At 43.7% G+C, this 13,775-nt stretch carries 13 protein-coding genes; 3 read left to right on the top strand and 10 right to left on the bottom strand.

Features of this window, described 5'->3' with window-relative positions:
* Nucleotides 1-28: 28 nt before the first annotated feature.
* Nucleotides 29-838: a M48 family metallopeptidase gene (locus JWR61_RS05565; protein ID WP_301926850.1), complete on the top strand. Its 810-nt coding sequence runs from the start codon at nt 29-31 to the stop codon at nt 836-838.
* A gap of 112 nt (nt 839-950) precedes the next feature.
* A complete protein-coding gene (locus JWR61_RS05560; RefSeq protein WP_301926849.1) occupies nt 951-1,409 on the top strand; it encodes an SRPBCC family protein in 459 nt (152 codons plus the stop codon).
* Between the two features lie 95 nt (nt 1,410-1,504).
* Here JWR61_RS05560 and JWR61_RS05555 read toward each other — a convergent pair whose 3' ends face one another.
* The 6 genes from JWR61_RS05555 to JWR61_RS05530 form a co-directional block, all read right to left on the bottom strand.
* On the bottom strand, nt 1,505-2,497 hold the full coding sequence (locus JWR61_RS05555; protein WP_301926848.1) for a hypothetical protein: 993 nt from the start codon (nt 2,495-2,497) through the stop codon (nt 1,505-1,507).
* Nucleotides 2,498-2,696: 199 nt separating this feature from the next.
* On the bottom strand, nt 2,697-2,897 hold the full coding sequence (locus JWR61_RS05550; RefSeq protein ID WP_301926847.1) for a hypothetical protein: 201 nt from the start codon (nt 2,895-2,897) through the stop codon (nt 2,697-2,699).
* Between the two features lie 42 nt (nt 2,898-2,939).
* Nucleotides 2,940-3,308, bottom strand: a complete 369-nt coding sequence (locus JWR61_RS05545) for a hypothetical protein (RefSeq protein ID WP_301926846.1) — start codon at nt 3,306-3,308, stop codon at nt 2,940-2,942.
* Between the two features lie 30 nt (nt 3,309-3,338).
* Entirely contained in the window at nt 3,339-3,611 is a 273-nt protein-coding gene (locus JWR61_RS05540; protein ID WP_301926845.1) for a hypothetical protein, read from the bottom strand.
* 211 nt (nt 3,612-3,822) lie between these two features.
* Nucleotides 3,823-4,290, bottom strand: a complete 468-nt coding sequence (locus tag JWR61_RS05535) for a hypothetical protein (protein WP_301926844.1) — start codon at nt 4,288-4,290, stop codon at nt 3,823-3,825.
* Nucleotides 4,290-4,781 (bottom strand): hypothetical protein, encoded by a 492-nt coding sequence (locus JWR61_RS05530; protein WP_301926843.1) that lies wholly within the window; start codon nt 4,779-4,781, stop codon nt 4,290-4,292. Before JWR61_RS05530 ends, JWR61_RS05535 begins: the two co-directional genes overlap by 1 nt.
* 229 nt (nt 4,782-5,010) lie before the next feature.
* Between JWR61_RS05530 and JWR61_RS05525 the strand changes: the two genes are divergently transcribed.
* The gene (locus tag JWR61_RS05525; protein ID WP_301926842.1) at nt 5,011-5,310 is read left to right on the top strand and encodes a GNAT family N-acetyltransferase; all 300 of its coding nucleotides are present in this window, start codon (nt 5,011-5,013) and stop codon (nt 5,308-5,310) included.
* A gap of 666 nt (nt 5,311-5,976) precedes the next feature.
* Here JWR61_RS05525 and JWR61_RS05520 read toward each other — a convergent pair.
* From JWR61_RS05520 to JWR61_RS05505, 4 genes are all read right to left on the bottom strand, one after another.
* Entirely contained in the window at nt 5,977-9,438 is a 3,462-nt protein-coding gene (locus tag JWR61_RS05520) for a PAS domain S-box protein (protein WP_301926841.1), read from the bottom strand.
* A 754-nt stretch (nt 9,439-10,192) separates the two neighbouring features.
* On the bottom strand, nt 10,193-10,759 hold the full coding sequence (locus JWR61_RS05515) for a sarcosine oxidase subunit gamma (protein WP_301926840.1): 567 nt from the start codon (nt 10,757-10,759) through the stop codon (nt 10,193-10,195).
* Nucleotides 10,760-10,773: 14 nt separating this feature from the next.
* A complete protein-coding gene (locus JWR61_RS05510; RefSeq protein WP_301926839.1) occupies nt 10,774-13,473 on the bottom strand; it encodes a glycine cleavage T C-terminal barrel domain-containing protein in 2,700 nt (899 codons plus the stop codon).
* Nucleotides 13,470-13,772: a sarcosine oxidase subunit delta gene (locus JWR61_RS05505; protein ID WP_301926838.1), complete on the bottom strand. Its 303-nt coding sequence runs from the start codon at nt 13,770-13,772 to the stop codon at nt 13,470-13,472. The genes JWR61_RS05510 and JWR61_RS05505 overlap by 4 nt, the downstream gene beginning before the upstream one ends.
* Nucleotides 13,773-13,775: the final 3 nt, after the last annotated feature.

The following is a 13,775-nucleotide window of genomic DNA, read 5'->3' as shown; positions in this document are numbered from 1 at the left end:
ACAAATCTACCTTTTCAAAAATTTAATCATGAAATATTGTATGCAAATTATCACCTCAACTTTATTGTGTTGTATTGCTTTTACTGCCTGTAAAACGGTACCGGTTACCGGTCGCAAACAATTAAACCTGGTACCCAATTCAATGATACAGGCATTAGCGTTTTCGGAATACGATTCCGTTGTAAAAGCCAGCCCTACGCTGATGCAAACCGATGACCGGGCACAAATGGTAAGCCGCGTTGGTGGCCGGATAAAACAGGCTGTGGAATCTTACCTGCAACAAAATAACATGAGCAAAGAAGTAAAAAGTTTTAAATGGGAATTCAATACTATTAACCAAAATATTGTCAACGCCTGGTGCATGCCGGGTGGCAAAGTAGTAGTTTACACCGGCCTGCTGCCCGTAACGCAAAACGAAACAGCCCTGGCGGTAGTAATGGGGCATGAAATTGCCCATGCCATTGCAAGACATGGTAATGAACGAATGAGCGAAGGTTTGCTGATCAGCCTGGGTGGACTGGTACTGGAAGATGCGCTCAAAAATAAAAAGCAGCAAACGCAGTTGCTTTTTTTGGGATTGTACATGGCAGGCTCCAACCTGGCGCTGGCATTACCTAACAGCCGCATGCAGGAAAGTGAGGCCGATAAACTGGGCCTGATATTTATGAGCATGGCAGGTTATAATCCCGAAGAAGCCATCCCCTTCTGGCAAAGGATGGCAGCCGTAAACACCAATAAAACACCCGAATTTCTATCTACCCATCCCAGCGATGCTACCAGGATAAAAAAATTATCAGCATTGATTCCGGGAATTAAAACACAGTACTTCAAAAATTAAGTTCCAGTTATTTAAACCTATATCGCGACTGGTGCTTCCCTAATTGCAAAACAGTTAAGCAAACGGCAGAAAAAAAAGTGCAATCTTCAGATCAGACAAACCGACCTGTTATATGCCCAACCAAAAAATTATTTTCCCGGAGAAATTTTCGCCTTCCAATTCCCCGGTATTTGTGCATAATGAAATTGAAATAAATGCAACACCAGGGAAAGTTTGGTTTTGGCTAACCAATGCAGCTACCTGGCATGACTGGTATTTCAATGCATCAAAAGTGAAACTGGTTAATGAGCCCGGCGGGCATCTTTTGGAAAAGACGAAATTTACCTGGAAAACATTTGGCGCCGATCTTAAAAGCGAAGTACAGAAGTTTGTACCCAATGAACGCCTAACCTGGGATGCAAAGGGGCCGGGCATCCTGGCGTACCACGCCAGGTTGATTATACCAACAACAAAGGATGCAAAGCAATTACTGAAGAACACAATATGGATTGCTTTGCAGGCTTGGCAAATTATTTATGCCAAACCGCATGTACAAGTATCATCAAATTTGATTAGAAGGTTTAAAACGTAAAGCCAAAAATGAATAATGAAAACTGCTTGTCGCGTCCTGATAAATTAAGCTTACAATGAATGCCTTGTTTCCTGAATCCAATAATATGTAGCGCTTTATTTTTCCAGCATAGTTTTTAGAGTTGCAAAATCAATCGCCTTTTTTATATTGGCAATGTTTTCTTCAAATACATCATCACCTGTTGATATTTTATATTTTGCAGTAAAAAATTGAGGGGATGATTTGGGCAACTTTTTATGATAGTAATCCAGATTGGGTTTAATGGCAATGAACGAACCTTTTGTTCCCTCATCTACAAATTTTTCAAACCTTTCCTCCTCGTTCCACATGCAAATGGCTGGCTGGTTCAGTTCTGTCTCCGGTCTTTCCAGATAGTCATTTATGTTTTTTATGAACTTATTGTTATACTCTTTTTCACCAGGACTTTCTTTTATCGCCCGGTCCAGTCTTTTTAGTTGTATCTGTAAGTACTCTTTTCGGCTCACGTAATAAAACGGAAGCGTATCATTATAAGTAATCAGCCAACTGGATTCTTTTATTTCATGTGCTGTACCGGCGTCACCTACCACTTCTTCACCCATAAACCAGGCGCCGTCTTTTTTTTGTGGCCGCTTTTTAAGTTTTAAGTATCCCCTGAAATCATCATTAGGAAGAGTTGCTGCGTACAAGTCGCCCGCCCCGGAAAGCGACAATGCATTGGCAGTAATATTCACATTTGTTGCACTTGCAATCGCTACTGTATATTTTGATTTATCAGCACTTTTGGTATCGCATAAATAAGGAAGAATATACATGGCAAACTGGTAGGGATCTGCAATCCATTTGGTTTCTGCAGACATGTCTTTTTCAAATACATTACTATAAGACACCTCACAGCCCGTTGGCTTATAATCAGCCAAAAGCTTTTTGCGGATGGCTGCCAGTACCGCCTTTTCTTTTACCAAATCAGCAGCAGTAACGTTATGAATAGAACCTTGTGGGCCGGCTTTCCAGCTGCCTGTTTTTTTTGCCAGTATTTCCGGGGTACAATCCTGGGCTGAGGATGAAACCGCACAAAAAATCATGCAGCATATTAGTGTATATTTCATTTTAGACGTTTTATTATTCAGCGATTTATTGATTGAATTTACCGGACATCCAGCCCCTGCAGTGCACCGTTACCGGTAAGTGAAGGGCCACTGTTTACGCCGGCCCTGGCTTCTACTCCGACTACAATCCTGCTGCCATCGTCCACCCCTTTTTTTATCTGACCATCACTGATTCCGGAAACAGTTTTTTTCGCCGCTTTTATATCAGGTATTTTAACACCCGACTGTTCAGCAACTTTTGATCTTCAGAACTCATTCCGGTCATTGACTTTTGCATTTCCTGCATCATATCACTCATTTCTTTTTTAGTGGGAGGTTTCTCTTTTGGTTTGGGTTTGGTTTGCGTAAAAACTGAAACCGATAATAACAGAAGGATGAATGCAAGCAAGTATTTTTTCATACAAATAATTTTTATTGAAGCCGGATTAAATTATCAGCTGCACTACTGCCACTCCTGGATATTTGCTGACACGGGGTTAAAGTTTTGATCGGTTGTGCAAACCATTGCTTTATATTTTCCATCCAAAAATCCGGCGGCATTGGAAAACGAAATATTTTTTGTACCCATCGAAGGATGAAGTTTTCCGTTTTGATCCCTGAACTCAAGCGTGCAACTTATATTGTCTATTTTCCAGGCATCCAGAAAAATATTGGCTAAATAAGTTATCCTTAGTTCAACTCCGCTGGTTTGTAAATTGCTTAAACTTAATTTGTCATCCGGCGCAATTTTACCTAACCCCAGTTCTGTATTACTGTTTACGGCCATTTCATTTACAGTACCAATTTTATATAACCTTCCCGGCGCAGACATGGCGTTAAAAAACTCGCCCTTCTTCCATATTTAAATATATACCTGGGAGGGAAATTCCTTATTATCACTACCGGTTTTTATATTAACCCTTACAGAAGATAAAGTATACACAGAGGTAGTTTGATCGCCCTCAGGGGTTTCTTTATTTATTGCTGGTGCCGGAGCCGGCGGAGGCACCGGGTTAGTTTTAATAATTTTTGTTGCCGGTCTCACAATTATGTTTTTTTCAACCCGGGGTGTTAATTGAGCTGTGGCGACCGTAATAAAAAACACAGTAAGTGAAAGAAAGAATAATTTTTTCATTGTAGTTTTTTTTGTAATTATGAAATTATATCCGGGCATTTTTTTTAGCAGGACAAAATCAATCCGGTTATTATTTTATAAAACTACTGTTGGTGCATGCATATTCGTATCCGGTAAAAATGGGATTTTTCAGACGGCATCAATTTGTATTGTATATACCAGGATGTAATTACAGAATGAATTTAGGTACAAAGTGATTGAGATGATAAGCCTATTTAAAATCACCCCCAATAATATTGGTAACATTGGCTACCTGTTCAATCACTCTTTTCAGCAGCACGTTGCTGGTACCAGCCTTATATAAATCAGCCCTTAGGTTGACTGAATTATCTTCACCACTGATGCAAATTTTTACCACATCAAACTGGTTATTTTGTTGCAGCAGGTATTTGTATTTTGAAGAATCAATCTTTCCCGGCAATGCTTCTGACAGGTCTGTAAAAACGATAATCAAATCGCTTATTGACTGTATCAATACTTTGTACGACACAATATTTTCACCGCCATACGGGATAACAGCCAGGCTGTCGTTTACCATATTATACGGCAATCCCGAACCGGCTAATAATTTTTCCAATGCTGATACGGCCTTCTTTACAGGCAGTTTGGTTTTGGTTTGAGAAAAGGCCATGCCTGAAACAAGCACCAGCATAAATACAAGAGGTAGTTGCTTTTTCATTATTGTTTTTTAAAATGTATGTTTGGTGAAAATTGTTGTACCGGATTTTTGAAAATGGGATCACTCATCTCAAACACTGCACAGGTGGTTATTGAATCTTTTCTGAAAGAGTTCAGCATCACCACGCACTTCTTTTTATTCTGATAAAAATTGCCAATCGCCAACGTAGATACCCATCCATCCCACACCTGTTCCGTCATTATCCTGGCCGGCTTTTTAATGGCTTTATTCAACCGCTTTACAACCTGTTCATTCCACTTGCTGATAATACCGGTCATTGCATCCCTGTTTGCAGGAAGACTTTTATACAGCGTAATTGTACAAAAATTGATGCTGGTACTTATCATATTAGATTGTACCCTGGATGGTAACTCACTTTTTATAAAAAACTCAGGTGGCTGGTAAGTGAATACATCAAAGCTATCGGTTTGCGCAACGGCCTGAATGGTGCAATTTAAGAGTACAAGGTAAAGCAGGATGGAACGTTTCATGCAATGATTTTTATTGCCGCAATTTGTACAGCATAAAAGTGGGCTTAATTCAGCATATCTTTTATCCCTTAAAAAAGGGATAATTTTTTTATCAGAAAGCAAGTAAAAAAAAAACGGGATGCCTCTGCCCATTACAAAGGTTTTAGTTGTATGCTGGTAGCAAAGTTTTTAATTACTTTTTGAAAGAATTTGTTGCTGCAGGAATTTATCTTTGCAGAAACAGGTATATATGAGCAACGAAATAAAAATCATCAACAACGAAAAGCGCCTTCACTTTGAAACCCTTTTAAGCAACGGTGAATTTGCGTTTATTGAATACCGCTGGCACAACGGCAATTTGGTATTGATGCATACACTGGTACCCGAAGGCTTTGAAGGAAAGGGTATTGCTGCCGCGTTGGCCCGGTTTGCCCTGGAATATGCAAAAGAAAAACAATTCAAAATAGTGGTGTACTGTCCTTATGTAAATGCATATTTAAAAAAGCATGCAGAATACCAGTTTCTTGTCACAAAAAATGAGGTGCAATAATGCGTATCCAACATAATTAAAGCTTGCTTTATTTTTGTCGTAATACAAGCCTTATAGTTATTTTCCGCTATGGAAAAAAGAGAGTTTTAAATACCTTCTCATTTTTATTATTCAGGTTTTCACCTGAGAAAGTTTTCATCGTCAGGCAATTAACAAAAAGAAGTTTTACCAGTTTCCGGGATGTTACTCATTTGTTATTGAGGATGCTGATGAGCTCCTTTTAAAAACCTACCTTTATATTTATCCATCTTAAAAATTGCTGCTATACATATGAAAGAAGACTCACTACAACTCACCATTTTAAAATGGATAGTCAGAACCTCCGTAATCTCCCTTGCATTACTTGCTGGTTATTTTGCCTTTACCATGGCAGGGAATTAATGTGGCCCGGGGAGCGGTAAAAGTTTCGCATTTGTGAAAGCATGGGCGTTTGTTGGATACATTCAACATTGATGAAGGTAAATAAATTTGCAGGAGTTGCAGCATTCATGGCATGCACGAAGGCAGCCTTTTGCTGGACAGAGCGTTCGAAACGCTGTATCCATTTAAAACTAGTTTATCTTCGCATTGGATTTCAAAATGCCGATCTGGCAATTAAAAAAAATCATTTTCACTCATCTGCTTTTCCATTTTTTTACAGATCGATGTAGTCTTAATTCGGCGCTACTACTTTTTTATGGTAAAATAAAATACGCTTCCTTTTCCCTCTTCAGATTGTACCCACATCTTTCCACTATGTTGTTCAACAATTTTTTTACAAGTGGCAAGGCCCATGCCGGTACCGGCATATTCCTGTTTAGTATGCAGTCGTTTAAACAGCTGAAAAATTTCTGCCTGGTGATTTTGGGGGATGCCAATTCCGTTATCCTGTATTGCAAATTCATAATTGCGGCTCGTTTCTCTTGCGGAGATTGTTATAAGTGGTTTAATTCCAGGATGCTGGTATTTAACAGCATTGGAAATCAGGTTTTGAAAAAGTAATACCAGCGGCGTTCTCATGCCATAAATACCGGGCAATGGATGTACGGTTACCTGTGCTTCTTTTTCTTCCAGTACTGCATTTTGTAAAGCTAATATGCCCTTCAGAAGTTCGTTGGTATCAATTGCTTCCCTGATGGTTTCATTGCTTCCTATCCTTGCGTAGGTAAGCAGCTGTTTTACCATTTCAGTCATTCTTTCAGAACCATCGATTGCATAATCGATGTATTTTTTTGCTTTGGCATCCAGCTGGCCTGCATAATTATCCCGCAACAGCAGCATAAAAGAACGTATCATTCGCAGTGGCTCCTGTAAGTCATGTGAGGCAATAAATGCAAACTGCTCCAGCTCCGAATTTTTCTCCAGCAACGCCTTCCTTGCGTCCACAATATCTTGTATTGGCCGTCCCTCCGAAACAATGGCTATTACTTTTCCATCGTCATCAAAAAGCGGTTTCAGGTTGAATAAAATATGTATAGGCTTGCCATTTCCACTCACAATTTTAAGTTCGTATTCCAGGAATTCACCTTGTGCCGCACGTGCAATTTTACCCTTCAGTTTTTCCTTCTCCTCAGCAGAAGTTTCCCCCCAATAGCAATCCCATAACTTTCTATTAATTACCATTTCGGGCTTTACACCAGAAAAACGTAAAATGGTTTCATTGGCTTCCAGCAGTGTACCATCGGGTGCCAGAAAACCGATGAACGAAAATGTGGAATTGAAAATTCCTTTAAACCGTCTTTCGCTGAAAGCCAGCAATTGTTCTGCCTTTTTACGTTCCGTTATATCATGCAACGCCATGACGGCCCCGGAAACTACGCCATTGGCATCTATTATCTGGTGCCCGTTAGCGCTTAAAATACGGGCAATGCCATTTTTGGGAATTATGGCTATCTCTACATTATTAATCTCTCCTTCAACCAGTGTTCTATGAAGTGGCGCCTCTTCCTCTGTCAGCATGGTAACCCCGTCCGGTTGATAGAGCTGGTAAAAGTCTGCCATATTATTGAAGGCTGTATAATCATCGGGTAAACCGCACAACTCCCTGGTAGCTTTATTTAATAAAATTTTTACCCCGTTGGCATCACAGGCTACTATGCCCACATTAATGGTGTTCAGCACCGTTTCAATAAAAGCCTGCTTTTCCTGTAAGGCTTCAAAAATATTTTTGCGGGCAGTAATGTCAATATGAATTCCAAACATTTTTAAAGGCTTACCCTCTGCTGTAAAGCTGATCACCTTACCACGGTCCAATACCCATATCCATTGTCCGTTCTTATGTTTCATCCGGTATTCGCAATCATAATGTTCTGTTTCCCTGTTAAAACAAGCCTTTATCAGCTGGTTCGATATCGCCCTGTCAACAGGATGCGTCAGCTTTATCCAGGTATATTTATTAACAGGCTGCAACTCTTCAAGCGTATAGCCCAGCATGCCGGCCCAGCGCTCATTGTATATTGTTTCTCCTGTCTGTATATTCCATTCCCACACCGCGGCATTGGTACCTTCTATCACATTAGCCAACGTTTCTTTTTCTTCAACAAGCGAATGCTCCGCAGCTTTTCTTTCACTGATATTTTCAATCTGACTAATCAGGTGTTGAGGTAACCCTTCGCTACCCTTCACCAATGAGACACTCAGGTTGATCCAGATAATAGCCCCGGTTTTGGTATAATAGCGCTTCTCCAGTTTATAATTTTCTATTTCGCCGGTAATCAGCTGATTTACCAACCCGAGATCAGCTTTTAAATCTTCCGGATGCGTAATTTGCTGAAAGGTCATTGCCAGCAATTCATCCTGCGTATAGCCAAGCATGTTGCACAGGCTTTTATTCACCCTTAACCATCGCCCCTGCAAACCCACCAGTGCCATGCCTATAGAAGCGAATTCAAAAGCCGACTCGAATTCGTCCTTTCTTAAACGCAATTCATTTTCTACTTTTTTTATTGAAGAAATATCGATTGCAGACATACTTGCCCGCATCTGCCCTTCTCTGTCACGAAAAAGAGCAGAGGAATAGAGTAACGGAAAGCGCTCTCCATTTTTTCGTATACCGGTCAGTTCGCCCTGTATCCGCCCATATTCATTTCTTTGTTGAGCAAGCAGCGCAAATTTCGGATCATCAACGTCAATTAGATCTCTTCTTTCCAGTGTTTTCAACACTTCCGGTGAATAACCAAATATACCAGCAGCGGCTTCATTGCAATCAAGTATGGTGCCTGTAGAAGGATCAGTTAAAAAAGCAGCTGTTAATGAATTTTCTATAATGGACCGGTATTTTCTTTCACTTCCTTCCAATAGTTCCTGCTGCTCTTTTTGCAATTGTATGTCCTGGAAAGTACCAAATATCCGCACGCACTTTCCATCTTCAAATACCGGATCTCCTTTTGCCCGCACCCAGCGTACCGTTCCCTCTTGTTGAACCACCTGTAATTCTTCATCATAAGAAGCATTGTGGAGTATAGCCTCATGTACACAACGGCTGATGGTATCGCGGCTTTGGCCTTCCTTGTAAAAATCAACGGCGGTTTGCAAATCGGGAATATAACTATCTGGCACTCCATGAATTTGCCTGGTAGTTGCCGACCAGTAAAGGGATTGATTTACAAGGTCCAGCTGCCATGCTCCGATGCGTGCCACCTGACTGGTTTGTTCTAATAGTTCGTTTGTTTTTAACACACCGGCAATACGCTCCTCCAGCGTTTTAATTTTTTCCCGGTTGATTATTTCAAGTTCTGCCTGGTGGGCAAGCGTTTCCAGCAGTAGAATTTGCTGGTTTGATAGTTGTATTACCCGGCTGGCGATAACTGACAGTGCACCCAATACATTTCCCTCCTTATCATTCAGAGGGATAGCGGTATAAGCAACCACAACAGCCTGCGCTACCAATGGACTGTCCGAAAAACGGGCTTCGCAACGGGTATCGCTCAGGTTGCAGGCAGTGTTACTTTCTATGCAGAACGTGCTAAAAATATCGTCTTCAAATAGCGCGGGAGGAATATTCCCCTGGTGTGAAACAATGGCCGTATTACCATTATTCAAAAGTGTGATATAGGTTACACAATCCGGGCACACGAATGCTGCCAGGCTTGTAATACCATCAAAAAAACTGAGTGCTTGATTGGCTGAAAATGCGGCCGGTGATTCCATATTTTTGACATAATAAGCAGTATTTTACCGCCTGCTATTAACACTGTTGGCTGAGAAAGAAAATAGAAGATATGCGACTTAGTAAAACTGTATCAACAGACTGCTATACGATTTTATTGGTTCGCCCGGCCTGAAGCAAACAATATTTATTATTGCCGCACCGGTTGGATCTTGGATTTTTTGCCTCAGAAATCAGACAATACTGCAAATTAATTGACACCTGACCTAAGGAGTTAGAAAATCTTCTAATGTAGCTTAGTAGATTCACTACAAATGATTCGGGAATAGAAAATGGTGGCGACTTGATGGAGGAGTAAGCAAATTGTGCTACAATTTTTATGCTCAATGGTACCCGATAGCTTTTCTGCCACCGATTAATCCCGGCGAATGAAATTCCTTTCCCTGGCGGTGATAGTTGATTTTATACAATGCATCAGTAGAATCTTATTAATTAAAAGTAACCGTGGCTAAACTATCAGCTTCAAGAACTTTAATGAGCTTCCTGATTATGATTATTAAACGCTACCTGGAATTTCAATGTGATATTTGGCTGATCAGCATAATTGAAAAAGCGAAAAAAGAAGACTGCCGTTTCACCATTCGTACAGTAGAGTTGCTGATGGTTCGCATCTTATGGCATTGTTGGGTTGGCGGATGCTTTGCATTATTTTGTACTCTTTGTAATAATGAGCTACTCAAAGCCCCTGGCTCGAAATATTCCGCGGCCAAATCCGCCAGAAGAATTTATCTATGCCTATATCCACTCCCCCGCTGCATCTGCCAGCGCCTTCCACAAGTGCAAAGCGAATGAGCTACGAACCATGGCACGATACCGAAACGGCGCAATGTGCCAAACGATTACCGGCGCCTTTGCCATGAGGCCCTGGGATACACCTGCAACAGGAAAATATTTTTCGCGGAGATCCTGCTCCCAGAGATGGGCGAGCACTTCACGGGCATTGGGTCCTTCCAGTTCAATCGTGGTTCGCTGGCCGCTTACATCCACAACGCTAAAATGATGTTGGCCGTCCAACTGCAGCGGTGCCAGCTTTTGTTCGGCTTCGTGGTATCCAACAATCAGCCACCAGTCGGGTGCCAGACACAAGGCATGCGCTTCGCTTCCACCCGGTATTGTTACCGCCCGGGTCTGACCTGGTTTTCCCGGAAGCTCCATTCCCAATGCTTCGGTTACTGCGGCATGTGAGGAGGTTCCTGGTGCCACACGAAGATCGATGGTATGCAATCCCGGTAATTCAGCAATGGCTACCGTTGCAACGGTTCCTATATTCATTCCTTTCAGCGGACTTTCTTTGATGATCATAATTCGGTTTTCGGTTAGTCTCTCCGGAGGTTTTCTTTATCAATAAATACAGCGTCGCAGATGGTTGCCTGCAACAGCTTTTTTCCGATGGGCACAGCCACCAATTCACCCATTCGGTTCAATCCGTTGGCTATAAGTGCCAATGCGAATGAACGGCCCAGCGTTGGCGAATAGTAGGAACTCGTTACAAAACCGGTGTGGCTGGTTTTACCCTGCCCGTCGGGTTTTACATCCAATGCGGTAATGTAGGCTCCTTCAGGTAGTACTTCGTTACCCAGTTCCGGCAACAGGCCTACCAGCTGTGGTCTTCCCGCTTGCTGCAGGTAGGGCAGTTGTAAAGAACGCTTCCCAATGAACTCCTTCTTCTTCGATACAATCCACGACATGTTGAGGTCATGCGGCGTTTGTGTTCCGTCCGTATCCTGGCCCATGATAACGTAACCTTTTTCCGCCCGCAGCACGTGCATGGTTTCTGTGCCATAAGCAGCCAGGTCGTAGGGTCGTCCCAGTGCCCACAATCGTTCCCAGGTAGCAAGGGCATGGCTCCAGTCAACATTGATTTCGAATGCCAGTTCTCCCGAAAAAGAAATCCGGGCAATACGCACCGTTGTGCCATCGATCGTTGCCATACGGCTGTGCATAAAGGGAAATTCCTCTTTTGAAAGATCAATATCTTTTACTAATTCCTGCAGCAGTTGCCTGCTTTTCGGGCCCACCAATGCGATCGTCGAAACATGCTCGGTAACTGAGGTGCAATACACTTTCAGCTCAGGCCATTCGGTTTGGAGCCACTCTTCCAACCAGGCAAGTACACCGGCAGCGCCTCCTGTGGTAGTGGTCATCAGGTAGTGATTTTTGCCGAGGCGGGTGGTAACGCCATCGTCAAAAGCAATGCCATCCGCCTTACACATCAAGCCGTAACGGCACTGCCCCACGGGCAATGTAGAAAACATGTTTGTATAAATACGGTCAAGAAAAACACCGGCATCCGGTCCCTGGATATCAATCTTTCCAAGCGTGGAAGCATCCATCACCGCAACGCCCTCCCTTGCTGCCACGCATTCCCGCCGAACGGCATCTTCCATGCTTTCTTCCGGTTTGGGAAAATACCAGGGTCGTTTCCATTGCCCCACATCCTCGAATACTGCTCCGGCTTCAACATGCCATTGATGAATGGGCGTAATGCGGATGGGATCGGATAACGGTCCACGTTCCCGGCCGGCCAATGCAGCGAACGGCACCGGCACATAAGGTGGCCGGAAAGAAAGCGTACCCACCTCTGCAGGCGACAGAACGGAGTTTCCGTCCTGTGCAGTGGCGTTCAATTGGCAAAGTGCACCGATGGTGAGCATGCCGCTGGTCTTGCCCTGGTCGTGTGCGGTACCGATGGTGGTGTATCTTTTGATGTGTTCAATGCTGTGCAACCCTGCCCCAACGGCACGGCGTAACTCATGTAAAGTCGCATCCCGCTGCAGGTCGATGTATGCGTTATGGGCTTGCTCATCATCCAATGCAGGACCAAAGAATATCGCAGGATCATCGTCGCCGCCGAAATCGCCGGCCAGCATACCAGCCGTTTGGAGCTGATCAGTATTGTGATTTACCAGGAAGGCCGCATGTTCCGCACTCCATTTCGGCTTGATGCCGATGTGAGTGGCAAGGTCAACGATTGGGGTCCAGCCCCCTGAAACGGCCAACAGATCAGCGGCTGCTTCAATTATTTCGTCTGTATTGAGGTCTTGTAGAATGATGCTTTGCAAAGCCCCCTCTGCATTGGCGACAGTGTCAAGAACAGTCGTGTGGAGGTGGATCGGAATCCCCGCCGCCTTTGCAGCGTCAACACTTGCACCCTGTGCATCTTGTCTTACATCATAAATTGATTCCACTTGTACACCAGCCTGGTGAAGCCTGAGTGCATCACGATATCCCTGGTTATCGACCGTAACAACAAAAGCACGTTTAAAAAATGTTACTCCATAAAGTGCCACGTAGGTACTTGCCGCATGAGAGAGCATAATGCCGGCCCTGTCGTTGTTGGCGAAAATTAACGGGCGCTGAAATGCACCCGGTGCCAGCACTACTTTACCGGCCCGAATATGCCATACCCTTATGCGGGCTCGGTTAGCCGGAGCTGCATCTCCAAGATGATCGCTTCGCCGTTCAACAGCTACTATATAATTCTGGTCATACAACCCAGTTGCGGTGCACCTTGGCACATACGTAAGATTTTTGTGTGTAAGAACATCTTGCAAAACCGAAGGTAATGCCTCACCAAGATGCCGGAGATGTCCTCCGGGTCCGGGCTGGTCGTCAGTCAACAACACTTCATGCCCTGCCTTCAGCGCTTCAGCAGCTGCCTTCAGCCCGGCAATTCCGGCTCCAATCACCAGCACATCAACATAACGGTTGGTCTTGTCGTAGCGTGCTGCGTCGGGAAGTTCAGGCAGCGCACCAATGCCGGTAAGGCTGCGTGCATTAAGCCCTTCGGCCAGTTCAATCACCGTGGCCGGGCGCATGGATTCCTGCGTACCCGATACCAGTTGAACAAGCGCATTGGGTTCCTCAACACCTAATCCCACCACGCCTCGGGGACGTCCATGATAAGTACTGTTGGTGATCGTTAGCAAGCCGCTACGCAATAAGGCAGCCGCCATCGGCTCGCCGGATTGTCCCTTGTAATTATTATCATCAAAAATGAATAAAATTTCGCTCATGCCTTCAGGCCCTCCTGCCCGTTAGCGGGTGATTTTGGTTGTTCAGTAAAAGGAAGGTATGCCGGTCCGATTTCATGCGTGACGGTATTGCGCCATAAGTTGAACCAGCGGCCACACCCGGCAAAGTGCACCCAACGCTCGGCAAGCCAACCTTTTGGATTAGCCCGGATGTGCAGGTATTTTGCCCAGTCACTGTCGGTGAGGGCATTGGGATCGGGGTAAGCTACACCGGCCTCTGCTCCATAATGGAACTCAGTTTCGTTGCGCAGGCCACAATGGGGACAAGGAATATACAACATAAA

Source organism: Ferruginibacter sp. (assembly GCF_028288465.1).
In the GTDB taxonomy this organism is placed as follows: domain Bacteria; phylum Bacteroidota; class Bacteroidia; order Chitinophagales; family Chitinophagaceae; genus Ferruginibacter.
Note: the sequence above shows the minus strand (reverse complement) of the source record. Positions and strands in the feature narration are given on the sequence as shown.